The organism is Micromonospora sp. NPDC049240 (assembly GCF_040647835.1).
Taxonomy (GTDB): Bacteria; Actinomycetota; Actinomycetes; order Mycobacteriales; family Micromonosporaceae; genus Micromonospora.
This window is the reverse complement of sequence record NZ_JBEZCX010000005.1, coordinates 61037-77431: the sequence shown is the minus strand read 5'-3', so window position 1 is coordinate 77431 and position 16395 is coordinate 61037. Positions and strand designations below refer to the sequence as shown.

Here is a 16395-nt window from a genome sequence, read left to right as displayed (position 1 = left end):
GTGCGGGTAAGTGGCCGCAACGCCCGGTTCCAGCAGTGGGAGGCGCTGCTCCGCAACCGGGCCAAGCGGCAGCGTCGCGGCGAGTTCCTCGTGCAGGGCGTACGCCCGATCGCCATGGCCGTCGAACACGGCTGGCAGGTCCGGGAGCTGCTCTACGACGTCGACACCCAGATGTCCGGCTGGGCCCGCAGGACCCTGGACACCGTCCGGGCCGAGCGGTTCGCCGTCTCCCGGGAACTGATGCACGAGCTGGGCGGCAAGGCGGACACGGCACCGGAGCTGCTGGCCGTGGTCGCGACACGCGAGGACGACCTGTGCCGTATCCCGGCCGGGCCGACCATGAACGTCGTCGTGTTCGACCGGCCCACCAGCCCCGGCAACATCGGAACGGTCATCCGGTCCGCGGACGCCCTCGGCGCGTCCGGAGTCATCGTCACCGGCCATGCCGCCGACGTGTACGACCCGAAGGCGGTGCGGGCGAGCACCGGCTCGCTGTTCGCGCTGCCCGTGGTCCGGGTGCCCGCACACCAGGCCGTGCTGTCCTGGGTGGCCGACGTGCGCGCCGCCGGTGTCGGCATCGGCCTCGTGGGTGCCGACGAGCACGGCGCACTGGATGCCGCCGAGCACGACTTCACGCGACCCACGCTGACCGTCATCGGCAACGAGACCACCGGTCTCAGCGTCGGCTGGCGGGCGGCCTGCGACCAGCTCGTCCGGATCCCGATGTCCGGAGCCGCCAGCTCCCTGAACGCGGCGGCCGCCGCGACCATCCTCCTCTACGAGTCGGCACGCCAGCGCCGCACCGCTGCCCGATGTGTCTCCCCCTGATCTGCTGCCGAGGCGATCTCCTGCCGGCTACGGCCGTCCGAGCCGGCCCGGTCATGCTCAGCTCACCCCGAGAGCAGCGGCGAGTTGGATGATCGTGGCGGGAGCGCGCAGATCGCGGGCCACCTGGGCGAGCACCTGCCGCGCGACCGGCCGCTGGCGTACCTCGGCGGGTGCCATCCGATCGGTGTCGACCAGTACGCGGCCGGCGCCGGCCGGGTCGTCGGCCTGAAGGTAGGCGCGGGCCGCGTCGATCAGGTGTGCCGCCCGGTGTTCCACCGGTAGCCACCGCCAGGCGTCCCGCGCGGTCGTCTTCTCGTGCCAGGCGACCGCCTCACTCGCGTCGCCCAGGTCGAGCGTGGCGGCGGCGCGGGCCAGGTCGACCGCCGTCGGCCCGAAGGCGGTCCGGTGATGGTCGTGGCCGTCACCCACCCGGGTGGCCATGCCGGCGGCCTCGTCGATGAGTTCGGCGGCGACGCGGGCGTCACCTCGGCGGGCCGCTGCCAGCGCGGCCTGCACCAGCAACGTCCCGCACAACGACAACCCGCCGGAAGAGCCGTCCTGAGGGGCGATCCGGTACGCGGCGGCCAAGGTCACCGACTGTGCCTCCCGCGCCCGCCCCGCCGCGCGGAATACCTGGCCGAGCTGCACCGTGGCGGCGGCCACCAACACCGGATCGCCGGTCGCGCCAGTCATGGCCCGGTCCGCGGCCAGCCAGCCCAGCTCGACCTCGCCGAGCTTGACCAGCAGCGACGCGGTGAGCCGGTACGCCTCCACCAGCAGCGGGCGCCCCCACCCGTCGGCGGCGACGCGCTGCACACCGGCCAGCAGACCCGGCATGGCGGCAACCACCTGCGGATACCGGGCGTGCTGAAACGTCATCCAGGCGTGCTCGACATCCCGGGCCAACCGGTCCGCCGGCAGCACCGTGCCGTGGGCGGTCGGCCTTGCCAGAGCCATCTCGTACGCCGACAGCGCCGCCCGGATCCCGTCCACGCCCCCGGCACGCTCGGTCACCGCAGCGGGTCGGGTGTCCCGGCCGAGCAGCACGGCGGTGTCGATCCGCAGGACGGCGGCGATGTCCCGCAGCGTCGACACCTTGTCGAGGGATCGGACACCCCGCTCGACCTTGTCGACCCAGGACTTCGACCGGCCGAGCCGATCGGCGAACACCTGCTGCGACAACTTCCGCCGCCCCCGCCAGTACGCCACCCGCCGGCCGACCGGCAGCAGCTCACTGCTGTCCACGCTGCCGCCGCCGGTCCGGCACCGCCCGGGTGGTTTCCTCGGCGAGTATCCGCTCCGCCTTGGCCTGGGCGAGAAGCCGCTGCCGCGCAGCCTCGCGTTCCGCCGCCTGGATCTGCTCGCCCCGGTCCTCGCGCTCGGACTTTCGTCCCATGAGTCCTCCCGGAAGATAATTTTAGTTCCTTAAAATAGGAGTCCAGACCAGAAGGCTAGCGACCTGCTCCTGATTTGGGAACTCACGGCGTGTCGCCGGGCGGCTGGCCGGAACGGCGGGATACTCGCCGCATGGTCACGCCGACGATCCAGAGGCGTCGCCTCGGCAACGCTCTCAAGCGAGCCCGTGAGGCGGCGGGCAAGACCCAGGAAGAGGCTGCGGAGGTCATCGACTCGGCATCGAGCAAGGTCAGTCGGCTGGAGTTGGGACAGTCGGGCATCCGGCTGACGGACTTGAAGCTGCTGCTCGACTTCTACGGGGTGACCGGTGAGGACGCCGAGCCGCTACGGGACCTCGCCCGCGCCGGACGGCAGCGGGGACGGTGGAGTGGATACCGGAACGTCGTGCCGGACTGGTTCCGGCAGTACCTCGACCTGGAGGCGGACGCGGCCGAGATCCGCTGGTACCAGTCCGAGGTCATCCCGGGCATCCTCCAGATCGAGCCCTACATCCGAGCGATCATCGAAGGCGAGGATGTGGAACAGCAGACCGCAGTGCGCCTCGAACGACAAAAGGTGATCGATCGCCCCGACGGACCGGAGTTGAGCTTCATCCTCAGCGAGTCAGCACTGCGCCGTGACCTCGGCGACCGGGAAGCGATGCGGGAGCAGCTATCCCATATCGCCGCTCTGGCCAACCGTCCGAACGTGACGATCCAGGTCTTTCCACTCGATGCCGAGACCTACGTGACAGCCTCGTACAACTTCATCATCCTGCGGTTCGGCGAGGAAGTCGCCTCGGACGTCGTCTACCTGGAGACGTTCACGGACGCGGATTACCTCGACAGCCCTGAGTCGCTCCGGTCCTACAATCGGCTGTGGGGACGCCTTCAAGCTGCGGCCCTGGGGCCGGCGGAGTCCCGCCGACTCATTCTGCGGATCGCGGACGAGATGAAGTAGAGGCTGACATGTCGAACCCGGACCTCACCGGCGCGGTGTGGCGGAAGTCCACCCGCAGCGACTCCAACGGCGGCGCGTGCGTCGAGGTGGCCGATCTTCGCGACGGGGTGGCCGTCCGAGACAGCAAGGACAAGGCCGGCCCTGCGTTGGCCTTCGGTGCCCAGGGTTGGCGCGCGTTCATCGGCTCCCTCAAGAGCAACTAGCGCTACCGCGCGTACTGCTGAGACAGCGCCACTCCCCGCTTCCGCCTCGGAGCCGGGGCTTTCTTGTAGCCCAGGGCGATGTCCTCGGCCGACAGCTTCGGCTCGGAGCAGCGCAGCAGGAACTTGCTGTCCAGGTTGGCCTCGGCCTCGACGGCCTCGCGGTCGATGCCCAGCAGCCCGCCCAAGGGTGGCGAGCAATCAGTTCATCTTGTTGATAGTCGCCTGGTGCACGTCGAGGTTGTCACCGCCGAGCTGGCCGGGACTCAGCCCTGCGAGATCGCGCTATATGCCAAGGCGCTCCAAGGGTTGGCCAATGAGGCAGCGTACGGCGACGCTGCGGGGGAGCTGATCCGGCAAGCGCTGCACGCTGTCATCAGTGGCATTAACAAGGTAGCCTATTCGTCGGGTTCTTCATCTTGGTCGGGATCGCCATCGTTGTGTTGTTCGAATCTCTTACTCATCTCAGCAATGAGCCTTTGAATCGCCTGCGAAGCTTCGTCAAGCTCTGGACCCGATGGTGGCTCAATTCCGTGGACGAGTCGGTTTCGTAGTTGGCGCACCCATTCAAACTCCATGATCATCTCGGGGGGCAGCAGGCCGAAATGCCGTAGTGTGTGGCTGTTGGGCATTATGTGCTTGCGCCGTTCGGGCATTGGAATGAAGTTTTTGGCGAGGTGTTCAAGTTCGATCCAATGCATCAAGAAATTTCCTATTTGTGTTGCGGCATCGCCCCTGTCGGCATTCGAGGCGTAACGAGTTAGTAGCCGCCGTTCGCGAATCTCGCGATATATCTCGTAGTAATATGGGTTTTCGGCGAGTAGCGCGTCAATGATCTGCTCCGCAAGCGGACGAGTCTCTAGATCATTATGTAGCGCTCCGAGATATGGAGAAAGCTCATCTGGCGTGTTTAGTTCTAGCCGCGTTGCCAGGTCGAAGAGCAGGTCGACACGGCCTAGGCCTGCCTCGTTGACTGGCTGGTTCAAGCGTGCAGGCACTAGACTTAGCAGGTGTACAGCGAGGTCAAAGTGGTTCTCAAAACGCCGACCGCTAATTGATACTCTGCGTTCGCTGGCTCTTTGGAGTCTTTCTAGGGCGATCTCGCCTGCAAGCACCAGTCCGTTCAGCTCATCAAGGATGGCGAATTCATCCTCTGACAAGTGGCCAGTGAGCGGCTTGTATAACAGGTCGTGCTCCACCTCGGACCATGCGTGCATCAGTACCGAAGCGACTTGAATCTCAATTCTCGCGATGGCGTAACGCTTTTCCGTCTCGCCTAAATCTTGTTCGTTCAGCTGGACTCGATAATGAGTAGCGCCATATCCACTGAACCGCTTGCCAGGGGGCTGCTTTCTGTTCTCTGGAAAGTGCCTGGTCAGTTGAATATCGAAAAGCCTCCGAACGATTCCGTCTACTTGCTTATGCTCGCCCGGAAAATAGAGGGCTACCCGAACTCCCACCAAGTCAGGGATGTCTTCGAAAATCTCTTCCACCGTGCTGTAGGGGCCGTTTTTTTGCTCGCGCTTGCGGCATTTGCCTTTAAGGCCATCTCTGGATTTGGCGCGATACGTGACAATCGACCGTATGCCTTCAACCTGGAGCGTGCCTTGAAGCTCCCTTGCGGCAAGGCGTCCTGCCTGCTCGTAGAAGTCGTATTCCTTCGTGTATCGAGCAATGAACTCGTCTATCAGGTCCACAGGTGGTCCACTCGTGTATGCGACACGTGATCAATTTGATGGCGACCAGGGTAGTCGCTGCTGCGACGGCCGGGAACCCCTCAAGTCGTTGAGAGTCGCTGAACCTTCTGGGAGGCGGGGCGGCCGTGGAGGCAGGAACACGAGGACGACTCGCCGATGGATCTCCCCGAGTTCGGCCCCAGGCGGCTGTCCGGTAGCGTATCCGCACCATTACAGCCTGATTCGATCGGCAGAAGCAGTTGTTGATCTTGATTGCCGAGTCACGGCCATGGGGTGATTAGCCGGCGGGAGGAGAATCGTGGCGGCGAAGAAGAAGCAACCTCGGGTTGTGCTGTCGTGGCGTGATGTCGAGGCGGCAGCGGGGGATCTTGACGAAGGGCCGCAGGCTCTTTTGCGGGAGCTGGCCGAGGACTACACCTCGGGCAAGGAGGCCAAAGGTCCAGGTGAGCTGCCTGGATCCTGGTTTCTTCGCAGTCTTGAGGTGCAAGGGCACGTCGGGATTGGGAAGGTCCCGCTTGTCCTGACGCTTCCGCCTAAGCCCGGGATTGTAGTGATATCCGCGTCGAACGGCACTGGCAAGACCAGCGCTGCGGATGGGCTCCGTCACCTGCTAAGTGACGGAGTTGCCCGCGGTTACGAGCTTGCCGAGGTGAACCTCCACTATGTGGATCGGTCGATCCAGGCAGTGCTCACGAACGGGCAGGACGACGCCAAGATCGGATGTAGGGGGAATGGTCCGGCACGCTGGCAGCAGCCGGACGGCACCTATGGACCGCTCCCGGAAGGCTGGAAGTCAGCCTTTGAGCAGTACACCCCTGTCTTGCTGTATCCGGAGATTGCACCGCTCATCGAGAAGCCTGACAAGCTGCACGACTTCCTGAAGGGTGGCTTGCCGCTTGTTGTCTTGGCGAAGCTCCAGGACCTCGTTGATGGCGTCAGGAGAGAAGGCCGCGCTGCCAAGGCGGCGGTTGAGCGCGCCCACAGTGCGGCTCTCGCGGTCATCGCCAAAGTTACGGGTGCTGAAGCCCTGGCAACGCTGGTGGAGTCGAGTGGACATCTGCCCTCTACAGAGCAAGTGGCCGAGTTCAAAGCGCTTGCCACAACCCTGCCACGGGCCGTGCGCCGGCCGAATTTGGTCCGCAACTGGGTGGTCGACGCAGAAGCTGTCGAACAGCTCAAGGAGGCGGTCAAGGCGGTGCATGAGGCGCGAGTGGCAGTGGTGCCAGGGGCGGACGCCCTTCGTACGTCCTTAGAGGGCCTCATCCGAGGCAAGGGGGAGCACCTTGAACACCTCCGGGCTAGCGATGTCTGCCCCGTATGCGGGACGATCGGAGCGGAGTGGCTCGTAGCAGCCCGTACTGCAACGGATCGTCTGACCGTCGAGTTGAAGACGCTGAACGCGGCCGAGCTCACAGCTGGCGAGCTGTGGGAACGACTCCGCCGCGCTGCCCTTCCGGAACCACTCCCGGTAGAGACTCGTGAAATCCTGCAAGGCAAATTTCCAGGAGACGGCGAATTCATCGATCGTTGGGAGCGACTGTCGAGGCGATTGACAGGGCTGCAGGTGCATACGGCGCCGGTAGAAATCATCACCGAACTTGTTGAGGAGTCAGAGCAGGTCGGGAGGTGGTATGCGGGCGTGCGCGCCAAGGTTGTCGCGGATTACGAGAACGCGATCAGCGGCACCGCCCTGGGGGGACAGCAGATTAAACAGTGGCTTGATTGTGTGCAACGGGAGCGCCGTGCATATGTGCGCGGTGCTTCTGCGGACAAGTTGGGCAAGGCAGTTGAGTTGTGGATCAAGGACACTCGCGCAAGCCTCTTCGAGCCAATTGCCGAGAAAGTTACTGGATATTGGAAGGAGTTGAACCGGGATAGCGACCTCGATGTTACTGGCTTGAAGCTCGCTGGTGGCACGCGCCAGGCTGGCAAGGTCAGTATCTCTCTCGCTGTGGGCGGCACGAGCGTTTCTCCGGGCCCTGACGCGCCAAAGGTATTGAGCACCGGACAACGCAACGCGCTGGCGCTTGCGACGTATCTGCCGCGAGCGACTCAGTTGGAAAGCCCCTTCCGGTTCTTGGTTCTAGATGACCCAATCCACTCATTCGATAGCGACCGCGTGCAGCATCTCGCACGGGCGCTTGTCGAGCTTTCCGAGATCTTTCAGATAGTTGTCTTGACACATGATGAGCGCTTGTGGCGTGAGTTGCGGGCGCTTGGAAAGCACACACGACACCTTCGACTCACCCGGCTACCCGATGGGACGTCGACCGTGCAAGTGGTAGATGTCACCTCGCCGGGAATGGGCTTCATCGAAGAATTGGATAGGGTGTTCGGCGTTGAAGTGAGCCACCCACTGGGTACGGAGTCGGCGCGAACGATCCTCGCGTTGACGATGTGCCGACAGGCGCTCGACACCGAAATTGGGGAACGAGTGGAAATCTTGGGGCGGCGGGCGGGTTGGTCGGGAGACAGGATTGCAGCTGCTCGTGATAAAGCGGCCGACACGCGCAAGCAACTGGATCTTCTCAACGGCATTCTCGCTGAGTTGGGTGAGGAGCAATTGAATCTGCAAGCGTTCAATTCGATAATCGACACACTGAGTTCAGCTGCTCACGGCAGAACGCCGGAAGACGCAGGCAGCGGCAAGCGCAAGCAGTGGATCAGGCAGACCAGGCGGATGCTGCAGCTCATCGCGCGTGTTGAGGGCTGAGCGGTGACGAGCCCGCGATGGCCTGTGGCGGCAGTGGCAGACCTTACCTTGGCCTACGAGGCTTGGCCTGCCCCGATTCATGACAAGTGCCTACTTAGGGCACTTGTGCTCCGAGTGCAGATTGAGCAGATCGTGGCTGCCCTGCCGTCCACGGTCATCGCGGGCAAGCCCGATGTAACCAGCGTGTCCCGTCGCCTTTTTCTGTCCATCGGGGAACCTGACCTTGACGATGATAGGCGACGTCGGCGGGTGCTGGTTGTTTGGCGTGCGGCCGCTGTATACAAGCAGCTGTGCGATCTGTTGCATGCTCGGAGGTCGAGTATGCGCCTTCCGGCGTCGCAGTTGGATTACTGGGCGCAGATTATCCAAGAGTTATCGGGCGAATTGGGGCATCAAGGAGAACCTTCATCGTAGACTGTTTGATCGTCCGTGAGATCAATATCCGGTGGCAGGCTTGGAAGGGCAAGGTCCAGCTTTTTCATAAAAGCACGGTGGTTCCTTAGCTCTGTCCCTATCCGTGATAAGTTGCTAACAAGCACGTCTGTTCGACGTTTGTGTATCTTGCGAACCTCTGGCTCTTCATCGGCCGATACCGGGTCTGACATTCGCTTCAGCTGTGCTATGACGTCTTCCCGAACAAATCTATAGCGCCGCACGAGTGTGCCATGCCGTCGGTACGTCTGGACAATATCGCGAGCGGATTCCCACTCGAGCATTGCGCTCTTGTAGTTCTCGGATTCGTCAAGTCCGACCATGTCGGGTGTGGGCCGTGTCTCTCCCATGAACCATTTAGCGGCGTAGAAGGTGCCGCAGTCTTGACGAGGCGAGGATCTTACTGCAAGTTCTTTGCCGACTGGATAGATCAAGAGGATGGGCGGTACGTTAAGTGCCATGGCTAGGATTATTGCTTCGGGTACCGTAACGCTGCCTCGCCGCCCAGTCTCGATGTTCGCGATGATGTTTCGGGGGATCGGATGCCCGAGGGACGCGCAGCGCGCGGATAGCTGTTGAGCACTAAGACCGCGCGCGTTCCGCCAGTTGCGGATTTGCGTTGCGATGGTTTGGTTTGTCTCTGCGCCCCAAGAGTCAACTCGGTCCTTGTGGAGGTTGCGACTACGGGGAGCTATCTCTGCGTAGCTGTCCGTATCGTATCCGGCCGATACATGGGGTTCGTGTGTCACCTTGACACAGTAACCGCCTGGATGTAGGAGATCAACGCAAGCAGCGCGTAGGAGCCGGCGAATCTCGCTCCGTAGTTACGCGATGAGAGTTGCAGATCATCGGCGCTGGATGGGAGGATTGAGCAATCTGGCCCGGGGGGTCCGAATGCCAGGTTGGGGAGGGAGGTGACGCGACCGATACTTTCGCCAGCAGCACCCTGGGGCTGACTTGCTCAGGGATCGGTGACCGTTGCGGCGGGTGCGTGACCGACATGTGGTCCGTCACCCCGTCTCGGCGGTCGCCAGTGTGTGATCAACGGGCTAATGCTAAGGCTGGGCCCAAGAAAAAACGCGATGGCGCAGCAGTAAGCTTGCTCACCGCTACGCCATCGCCAACAAAATCTAAACCCGACAGGATCAACTTTTCTCAGGAGCGGTCCTGCGGGTCCAGACAGCCCGTTCAACCCGGGCGCGCATGCACTCGGTGGCTGTGGCTCACATCTGTGCGCCGCAGCGCACCCAGTTGCATACGTGCAACACGGTACAACAGTACGCACGTCCGGTGCCACCTTCAGGCGGCCGACCGGGGGTCGTACGTACCGCTGTGGGTTCCCAGGTGAGCGGGCGGGAAGGAATCCGTCCGATGTCAACCGACCCAACCGAAGAGCGGCAGGATCCGCTGCTGCTGCTCCCGCCGCCCGTGCGCCGTGAACTTGATCTGAACACCGCTGCCGACCCGATGCTTCTCTGGGGTCGGGTCGCTGCCGAGGAGAACGAGTGCTGGGCTGACTTCTATCAACGTGACCCGGAGTGCTGTGAGCACAACTGGCCACCGCTGGACGAGGACGAGCCTCAGTGCCTGGGCTGCGGGTTGGCCTACGCGGACTGGTCCGAGTAGTCCAAGGTGACAGGGTGGCTGGCGTGTAGTCGTTGCGCCAGCCACCCCGTTCGTCATGCCCCACGGGCGAGATCCCGGATGGTGCCAGTACGTCGAATTTCGGCGGGCATATCGAGGTCCGTCCTCGGCTAGTGTTCAGACCTTTGGCGTGGTATTGCTCCTCCAACTTGGCATCCCACGACCCGACCAACTGCGCATTCACCACAACCAGCTAACGAACGATCACCAGCCGAAGCCACGACCGGCCGTTGCAGTATTGACAGGGGCCCTTCCTTACCACGCGGCGCGGGCGGAGAAGGCGATGCTGGAGAGCAGGAAACCGCCGTTGACCACGGTGAACGCCACCACCACCCAGAACGCCAGCGCGGGCGCGAACACCAGCACCAGTCCGGCCAGGAAGATCACCGCGCCGTAGTCGCGGACCAGCTTCACCACGCGCACCGGGAACGAGGTCGAGGTGACCATGCTGGCCGCGTTCGGGCCGGACTGCATCACCGAGGTCACCAGGTTGACCATCCAGGTGCCGGCGAACACCGCCACCAGCCAGACCGGCGTGGCCGGGCGCTGCGCCACGGCCGTGGCGGACAACGCGGCCACCAGCGCGATCTGGGCGGCCACGTCGCAGAGCACGTCGACCCGGGCGCCGGCCGCGCTGCCCTGACCGGTCACCCTCGCGAGCTGCCCGTCGGCGCAGTCCAACGCGTACGCGATCTGCCAGCCGACCAGCGCGACCAGGCCGACCACCCAGGCGGGAACGGTGCCGGCGGCCACGTCGTCGGCGAGCGCGACCACTGTCACCGAGGCGGCCAGCCCCAGCACCAGGTTGGCCAGCGTCAGCGCGGTCGGGCGCAGCCCCAGCCGCTGGGCGACGAGCGCGAACGCCGCCCCGATCCACTGGCTGATCGACTCGCTGAACAGGCCGCCTCCCCGGTTGACCCGGTGGAAGTCGGCAACGGTGGGACGGGGCTCAGCCAAGGTGGTCGCGGAGGGCACCGGCGTAGTCTGCCAGCCGCTCCCGGGTCTCGGAAGCGGACATCGTCAGGTGTTCGAGGATGGTGTAGCGGTCCGGCCGGGTCGCCGGCGCGAACTGCACCGCCTCGACGAACTGGTGGTCGGTCAACCCCACCTCGGACGGCAGCCGGGGCAGCCCGTGCCGGGCCAGGCAGGCGGACATCTCCGCGAACCGGCGCTCGTCGCCACGCAGGAACGTGCAGAACAACGCGCCGAGCCCGGCCAGCTCACCGTGCGAGGCGGTGCCCGGGAAGAGCGCGTCGATCGCGTGCATGATCTCGTGGCAGCCGCCACTGGACGGGCGACTGGTGCCGCAGACCGCCATCGCCAGGCCGCTGGAGATCAACGCCTCGGCCAGCACCGTGACGAACGCGTCGTCGGTCATGTCGCCCGGATGGTTCAGCACCGCCTCCGCGCCGGCGCGGGCCAGCGAGGCGGCCAGCCCGTCGACCGGCTCGCCGCGTACCCGCCGGGCCAGCTCCCAGTCGGCCAGCGCGCTGATGTTGCTGACCACGTCGCCGATGCCGGCGCGGTTGTGCCGCTCCGGCCCGGCCTCCACGAAGTCGAGGTCGACGATCACCGCGATCGGGATGTGCACCCCGTAGGAGCCCTTCAAACCCTCGGTGATCAGGCTGGCCACCGGGGAGGCGATGCCGTCGTTTGCGAGCGCGGTCGCCACCGTCACCATCGGCAGCCCACGCCGGGTGGCCGCGTACTTCGCCACGTCGATGGTCTTGCCGCCGCCGATGCCGACCACCGCGTCGTACGACCGGGCGCGCAGCTTGCCGCCCAGCTCGTCGGCGGCGTCGAGGGTGCCCCCGGCCACGGTGAACACGTCCGCCGACCGCAGCGACGGCCGGATCAGCTCGGCGATCTTCTCGCCCTGCCCCGGCCCGACCACCACGGCGACGTCGCCGCCGGCCGAGATCCGGCCGTCGGAGAGGATCGCCGCCAGGTCCGCCACCGCGCCCCGCCGCACGTCGATGTGCAGCGGGGTGAGGACGCTACGGGCTAGTAGCGGCACGCGATCTCCCGCGCCCGGGCCAGATCCTCGTGGTTGTCGACCTCGACCCAGGAGACGTCACCGATCGGCGCCGCCCGCACCTCGCCGCCCCGGTCGGCGAACTCCTGGTAGCCGTCCTCGTAGTAGAGGTTCGGGTCGCGCCGCCAGGTCGCCTCCAGCGCGTCGGCGAGCGCGTCGGCCACCTGCGGCTCGATAAGCGTCGCGCCGATGTACTCGCCGTACGCCTCGCCCGGGTCCATCAGCTTGGTGATCCGGGTGAGCTGGCCGGCCGCGTCGAAGGTGGTCTTCATCTCCTCCTCGGCCAGCGGCTTGAGCGTGTCGACGGCCAGCAGGATGCCCGGGCCGCGCTCGGCCAGCAGCGTCTTCTCCACGCTCACCGGGTGCACGGTGTCGCCGTTGACCAGCAGCACCCCCCGGGAGAAGTGCTCCCGGGCCAGCCAGAGCGAGTACGCGTTGTTCCACTCCTCGGCCTTGTCGTTGTCGACGAGTGTGATCGTGACGCCGTACTTCCCGGCCAGCTCGGCCTGCCGCTGCCGGACCGCGTCGGCCGCGTAGCCGACCACGATGACGACCTCGGTCAGCCCCACCGCGGCGAGGTTGCGCAGCGCGATGTCGAGGATGGTGACCTCCCCGTCGACCGGCACCAGGGCCTTGGGCAGGGTGTCCGTGTACGGCCGCAGCCGGCGCCCCGCACCCGCGGCGAGCACCATCCCGATCATGCCGACACGCTCCTCTTCTCGACCGGATTCCACGAGGTGAGGATATCGTCGGCGGCCCGGCGGCCGTGGTTCAGGCCATGATCGCCTTACAGCCCGATCGACCGCAGCGCCGCGAAGCCGTCCGCCACGATCCGCCGGAGCAGCCCGTCGTTGACGTCCCGGTGCTCGTCCAGCAGGGCGATGTCCCGCTCCGCCAGCCAGCGGAACTCGGTGTGCTCGGTCGGCTCCAGGCGCGGCCGGCTCAGGTCGCCGTCCACCCGGACCAGGAAGTCGGTCTCCACCCGGTCCAGCCCGTCGTCGCCGGTGTAGCGGTACTCGCCGACCAGGCCGAGCACGTGCGACACCGCCCAGCCGGTCTCCTCGGCGACCTCCCGGCGCAGCGCGTCGTCGATCTCCTCGCCCGGCTCGAGGTGGCCGCCGGCGATGTCCCAGCAGTTGGGGAAGAGACGCCGCTGGGGCGAGCGACGCTGGACGAAGATGCGGCCGTCGTCGTCGACGATCAGCGCGCCGGCACGGCGGAGGGGGTCGGTGGGCACGCTCCGACAGTAGCCATCCGCGCCGCTCCCGGCGATGTGGTGTCAAGCGGGGCGCCTTCCTCTACCGCAGGCGTTAAGCGGGGGCCCCGCCTTACACGGGCGATGGCCCGGCCGATACCGGCCGGGCCATCGCGTCGTGCGAGGTGAACGTCAGGGACCGACGAAGACCGCCGTGCCCCGCCAGTCCACGTCGTCGACGGCGGGACCGCTGCGGGTGGTGGCGGAACCGGTCGGCACGCCGTCCGCCCAGTCCATCGAGGACAGGGTGCCGGTGCTCCGGGAGACGACGTAGAGCTTGTCGCCGTCCAGGAACAGGCCGCCCGCGTCCGCGAACGCGGTGGTCCCGGTGATCGTGGTCCGCTCCGCGCCGACCGTGCCGGTGTCCGGCGTGAACTGCCGCGAGAACAGCGTGGCCTGGCCGGCCAGCGCGTAGTAGATCCGACCGCTCTTGTAGAACATCGCGGTCACGTTGGGCAGTTCGGCGGCGAAGTTGGTGGTCATGCCCGCGTACGTCTGGCCCTCCGGCGCGGAGCCGGTGACGACCTGGTCCCACTTCTCGTCGTGGTACGGGTCGAGCTTCTTCGGGGTGCCGAACTCGGTGCCGTCGAACGAGCGCTTGTAGAGGTCGCCGCCGACGCCGTAGAACAGGTCACCGCCGACCCAGAACGCGCCCTTGACGGTCGACCAGCGGGTGTTGTCCGGGTTCGGCACCGACATCGCGTTGCCGACGCCGGTCGCGCCGTCGTACGACCGCTTGGTGATGCTGTCGACGGTGGTGGCCGGCGGCACCGGCGGCAGCTTGACGACCTCGATGCCCTGCACCAGCGGGTTCTCCAGGACCCGACCGAAGTCGACGTCGATGTTGCCGTCGCTGGTGACCGCGAACGCCCGCATGGTGCCCTTGTTGGTGGCGCCGATCGCGGCGATCGGGTCGAAGTTGCTCAGCTTCTGCACGCCGTCGATGCTGACGTTGAACTTGCGCTTGCCGGCGGTGGCGGTGCCCGACCAGCGGTTGGCGAGGTAGAGCCGCACCTGCACCGGCGTGCCGGCCGGGACCGGGAAGTCCCACTGCATGTCCGGCGCGGGCGACTCGTCCCACCGCTCGCTGCTGAAGAGCTGGGCCGGCGTGCCGGCCGGCACGGTGCCGTCGACCGTCGCGTCGGTGGTGTACGTCGTCACCGTGTTGCCCGCGTTGTGCAGGGCGCTCGGCGCGGCCAGCGTGTCGGCGGCCCAGGCCGGGCCGCTCGGCGCGGCGAGCTGGTCGCCACCGGCGTTGACCCGGTAGAGCACGTCCGACGCGTCGGGCGTCGGCGCGGTCTTGACGACCTCGATGCCCTGGACCAGCGGGTTCTCCAGGACCCGACCGAAGTCGATGTCGACCACGCCGTCGCTGACCACGGAGACGGACTGCATGGTGCCGCGGTCGGTGCCGCCGGCGGCCGCCACCGGGTCGAAGTCGTTCAGCTTGAGCACGCCGTCGACGCTGACGTCGAACTTGCGCTTGCCCGCCGTGGCGGTGCCGGCGTAACGGTTGGCCAGGTAGAGCCGGACGTCCACCCGGGTGCCGGCCGCGACCGGGATGTCCCACTGCATGTCCGGCGCGGTCGACTGGTCCCACCGCTCGGTGTTGAACAGCGTCGCCGGGGTGCTGGCCGGCACCGTGGCGTCGAACGTCGCGTTGGTCGGGTACGCCTTCGCGCTGTTGCCGCTGTTGTGGTACGGGCTGGGCGCGGTGTCGGTGTCGGCGGCCCAGTCCGGCCCGCCGTCGGTCGCCGGGATGGCCGGGCCACCCGCGTTGACCCGGTAGAGGACCTCGGTCTGCGCCGCGCGGCCGGCCTGGTAGACGTCGCCCGGCAGGCCCTTGGTGCTGGTCGAGTGCGGGGTGCTGCCACCGTCCAGCGGGAAGAAGGCGATCTTCTTCCGCTGGTACTCGAAGTTGCCGATGTAGTCCTGGTCGCTGCCGAGCCAGAGGCCCTGCGGGGTGACCAGCATCTCGGTGACGCCGTAGCCGCGCGGGTTGCGGCCCGGGTTCCAGGCCAGCGGCAGCCCGCTGGCCGGGTCGAGGGCCGCGATGCTGGCCCGCGGCACCGCGCCCGGGCCGGCCTTGTCGCGGGCGAGCGGGTTGTTCGACCAGCGGAAGTGGCCGCCGACGTAGATGGCCTTCTCGCTGATGCCGACGGAGAGGAACGTGTCGCCGCCGCTGAAGTTCGTCCAGGTGGGCTTCTGGCCGGCGCCGGTGGCGTCGGTCTCCCAGCGGGCCGCCGAGTCGCAGAGCGTGCCCGGGTACGACGCGCCGGTGGTGACCACCACGAAGTACTTGCCGTCGGGGGAGAACTGCGCGTCCCGGACCCACGAGTCGAACGCGCTGTACTTGCAGGCGCCCGAGTAGTCGTCGGTGTTCCAGTCGGCGACGGTGGCCGAGCCGGTGCCCAGGTTGATCCGCACGATCTGGTCGTGCACCGCGCCGTCGGCCTTCTTGAAGTTGCCGATCACCACGAGGTGCTTGCCGTCCGGCGAGACGGTCAGCTTCTCGACGCCGACGCCGGCCGAGGCGCCACCGTTCGTCGGCGTCCAGTTGTGGTGCTCGGTCAGCGACACGGTCAGGTAGTCGTCCACCGCGCCGGTGGTCGGGTTCAGCGAGGCGAGCCCGTTCCGGTTGGTGGTCGCGGTGACCGTGCTGAAGATGCCGCCGACCAGCAGGTGGCCGTCGATCAGCGCGATGTCGTTGACCGTGCCGTTGAACGCCGGGCCCTTGAAGCCGTCGACCGGGGTGCCGTCCGCGACGTTCAGCAGCGCGAGCTTGCGGAAGTTCTTGTCGCCGACCTTGTTGAACGTGCCGGCGACGTAGACCGTGCCCGCGGTCGGGCCGGCGATGATCGCGGTGACGTCACCGTCGAGCACCGGCGCGAACGCGTTGTCGATCTTGCCGGTCGCCTTGTCGAAGGCGAGCAGGCCCCGGCGGTCGACCGGGGTGGGTGAGGAGCCGCGGTTCTGCGCGTTGGTGAACGAGCCACCCACGATCACCTTCGTGCCGGCGTCGTGGATGGCCACGACGTTGCCGTCGTTGATGTTCGGCGTCTTGTCCGAGGGCACCTCGCCGACCAGCGTGCTGTGGTCGGGCGCGACCGTGGCCGCCGGTGCGGCGAGTGCCGGCACCGGTGTGAACAGGGTGGCGATGCCGAGCACGGCAGCACCGAAGGCGGACACCGATCGGTGTCTCAGGATCGAGGAAGGCACAGGCTGCTCCGGGGGAA

15 protein-coding genes are annotated in these 16395 nt (G+C 66.4%); 5 read left to right on the top strand and 10 right to left on the bottom strand.

Annotated elements, in window-relative coordinates:
• Window positions 1–828 (top strand): TrmH family RNA methyltransferase, encoded by an 828-nt coding sequence (locus tag AB0B02_RS09230; RefSeq protein ID WP_357298567.1) that lies wholly within the window; start codon window positions 1–3, stop codon window positions 826–828.
• Between the two features lie 57 nt (window positions 829–885).
• Here the strand turns inward: AB0B02_RS09230 and AB0B02_RS09225 are convergent, their stop codons facing one another.
• Both AB0B02_RS09225 and AB0B02_RS09220 read right to left on the bottom strand, forming a co-directional pair.
• A complete protein-coding gene (locus tag AB0B02_RS09225) occupies window positions 886–2073 on the bottom strand; it encodes a helix-turn-helix domain-containing protein (RefSeq protein WP_357298564.1) in 1188 nt (395 codons plus the stop codon).
• Window positions 2060–2224 carry a hypothetical protein gene (locus AB0B02_RS09220; RefSeq protein ID WP_357298561.1) on the bottom strand — a complete coding sequence of 55 codons (165 nt, stop codon included), beginning with the start codon at window positions 2222–2224 and terminating at the stop codon, window positions 2060–2062. Before AB0B02_RS09220 ends, AB0B02_RS09225 begins: the two co-directional genes overlap by 14 nt.
• A gap of 131 nt (window positions 2225–2355) precedes the next feature.
• Between AB0B02_RS09220 and AB0B02_RS09215 the strand changes: the two genes are divergently transcribed.
• Window positions 2356–3183 carry a helix-turn-helix transcriptional regulator gene (locus AB0B02_RS09215; RefSeq protein ID WP_357298558.1) on the top strand — a complete coding sequence of 276 codons (828 nt, stop codon included), beginning with the start codon at window positions 2356–2358 and terminating at the stop codon, window positions 3181–3183.
• A gap of 8 nt (window positions 3184–3191) precedes the next feature.
• Window positions 3192–3386, top strand: coding sequence for a DUF397 domain-containing protein (locus AB0B02_RS09210; RefSeq protein ID WP_357298555.1), 195 nt, complete (start codon window positions 3192–3194; stop codon window positions 3384–3386).
• A 2-nt stretch (window positions 3387–3388) separates the two neighbouring features.
• Here AB0B02_RS09210 and AB0B02_RS09205 read toward each other — a convergent pair whose 3' ends face one another.
• Window positions 3389–3571 carry a hypothetical protein gene (locus tag AB0B02_RS09205; RefSeq protein ID WP_357298551.1) on the bottom strand — a complete coding sequence of 61 codons (183 nt, stop codon included), beginning with the start codon at window positions 3569–3571 and terminating at the stop codon, window positions 3389–3391.
• Window positions 3572–3781: 210 nt separating this feature from the next.
• Window positions 3782–5080, bottom strand: coding sequence for a RelA/SpoT domain-containing protein (locus tag AB0B02_RS09200; RefSeq protein ID WP_357298548.1), 1299 nt, complete (start codon window positions 5078–5080; stop codon window positions 3782–3784).
• Window positions 5081–5378: 298 nt separating this feature from the next.
• Between AB0B02_RS09200 and AB0B02_RS09195 the strand changes: the two genes are divergently transcribed.
• Window positions 5379–7793, top strand: coding sequence for a hypothetical protein (locus tag AB0B02_RS09195; protein WP_357298545.1), 2415 nt, complete (start codon window positions 5379–5381; stop codon window positions 7791–7793).
• A gap of 392 nt (window positions 7794–8185) precedes the next feature.
• On the opposite strand, the gene AB0B02_RS09190 is transcribed toward AB0B02_RS09195, so the two are convergent.
• Window positions 8186–8974 carry a helix-turn-helix domain-containing protein gene (locus tag AB0B02_RS09190; RefSeq protein ID WP_357298540.1) on the bottom strand — a complete coding sequence of 263 codons (789 nt, stop codon included), beginning with the start codon at window positions 8972–8974 and terminating at the stop codon, window positions 8186–8188.
• Window positions 8975–9596: 622 nt separating this feature from the next.
• Here AB0B02_RS09190 and AB0B02_RS09185 point away from each other — a divergent pair.
• Window positions 9597–9851 (top strand): hypothetical protein, encoded by a 255-nt coding sequence (locus AB0B02_RS09185; RefSeq protein WP_357298537.1) that lies wholly within the window; start codon window positions 9597–9599, stop codon window positions 9849–9851.
• Window positions 9852–10124: 273 nt separating this feature from the next.
• Here AB0B02_RS09185 and AB0B02_RS09180 read toward each other — a convergent pair whose 3' ends face one another.
• The 5 genes from AB0B02_RS09180 to AB0B02_RS09160 form a co-directional block, all read right to left on the bottom strand.
• Window positions 10125–10844: a CDP-alcohol phosphatidyltransferase family protein gene (locus AB0B02_RS09180; protein WP_357298532.1), complete on the bottom strand. Its 720-nt coding sequence runs from the start codon at window positions 10842–10844 to the stop codon at window positions 10125–10127.
• Window positions 10819–11886, bottom strand: coding sequence for an iron-containing alcohol dehydrogenase family protein (locus AB0B02_RS09175; protein WP_281934104.1), 1068 nt, complete (start codon window positions 11884–11886; stop codon window positions 10819–10821). The genes AB0B02_RS09180 and AB0B02_RS09175 overlap by 26 nt, the downstream gene beginning before the upstream one ends.
• Complete coding sequence (locus AB0B02_RS09170; RefSeq protein ID WP_281934106.1) at window positions 11874–12605, bottom strand: phosphocholine cytidylyltransferase family protein; 732 nt, start codon at window positions 12603–12605, stop codon at window positions 11874–11876. Before AB0B02_RS09170 ends, AB0B02_RS09175 begins: the two co-directional genes overlap by 13 nt.
• 86 nt (window positions 12606–12691) lie before the next feature.
• Complete coding sequence (locus AB0B02_RS09165) at window positions 12692–13141, bottom strand: NUDIX domain-containing protein (protein WP_281934108.1); 450 nt, start codon at window positions 13139–13141, stop codon at window positions 12692–12694.
• A gap of 150 nt (window positions 13142–13291) precedes the next feature.
• The gene (locus AB0B02_RS09160; RefSeq protein WP_281934110.1) at window positions 13292–16348 is read right to left on the bottom strand and encodes a malectin domain-containing carbohydrate-binding protein; all 3057 of its coding nucleotides are present in this window, start codon (window positions 16346–16348) and stop codon (window positions 13292–13294) included.
• Window positions 16349–16395 lie beyond the last annotated feature (47 nt).

Excerpts from the sequence above, each read along its gene's own strand:
- AB0B02_RS09210 (WP_357298555.1), top strand. The coding sequence starts at position 3,192 with ATGTCGAACCCGGACCTCACCGGCGCGGTGTGGCGGAAGTCCACCCGC.
- AB0B02_RS09220 (WP_357298561.1), bottom strand. The coding sequence starts at position 2,224 with ATGGGACGAAAGTCCGAGCGCGAGGACCGGGGCGAGCAGATCCAGGCG.
- AB0B02_RS09215 (WP_357298558.1), top strand. The coding sequence starts at position 2,356 with ATGGTCACGCCGACGATCCAGAGGCGTCGCCTCGGCAACGCTCTCAAG.
- AB0B02_RS09185 (WP_357298537.1), top strand. The coding sequence starts at position 9,597 with ATGTCAACCGACCCAACCGAAGAGCGGCAGGATCCGCTGCTGCTGCTC.
- AB0B02_RS09170 (WP_281934106.1), bottom strand. The coding sequence starts at position 12,605 with ATGATCGGGATGGTGCTCGCCGCGGGTGCGGGGCGCCGGCTGCGGCCG.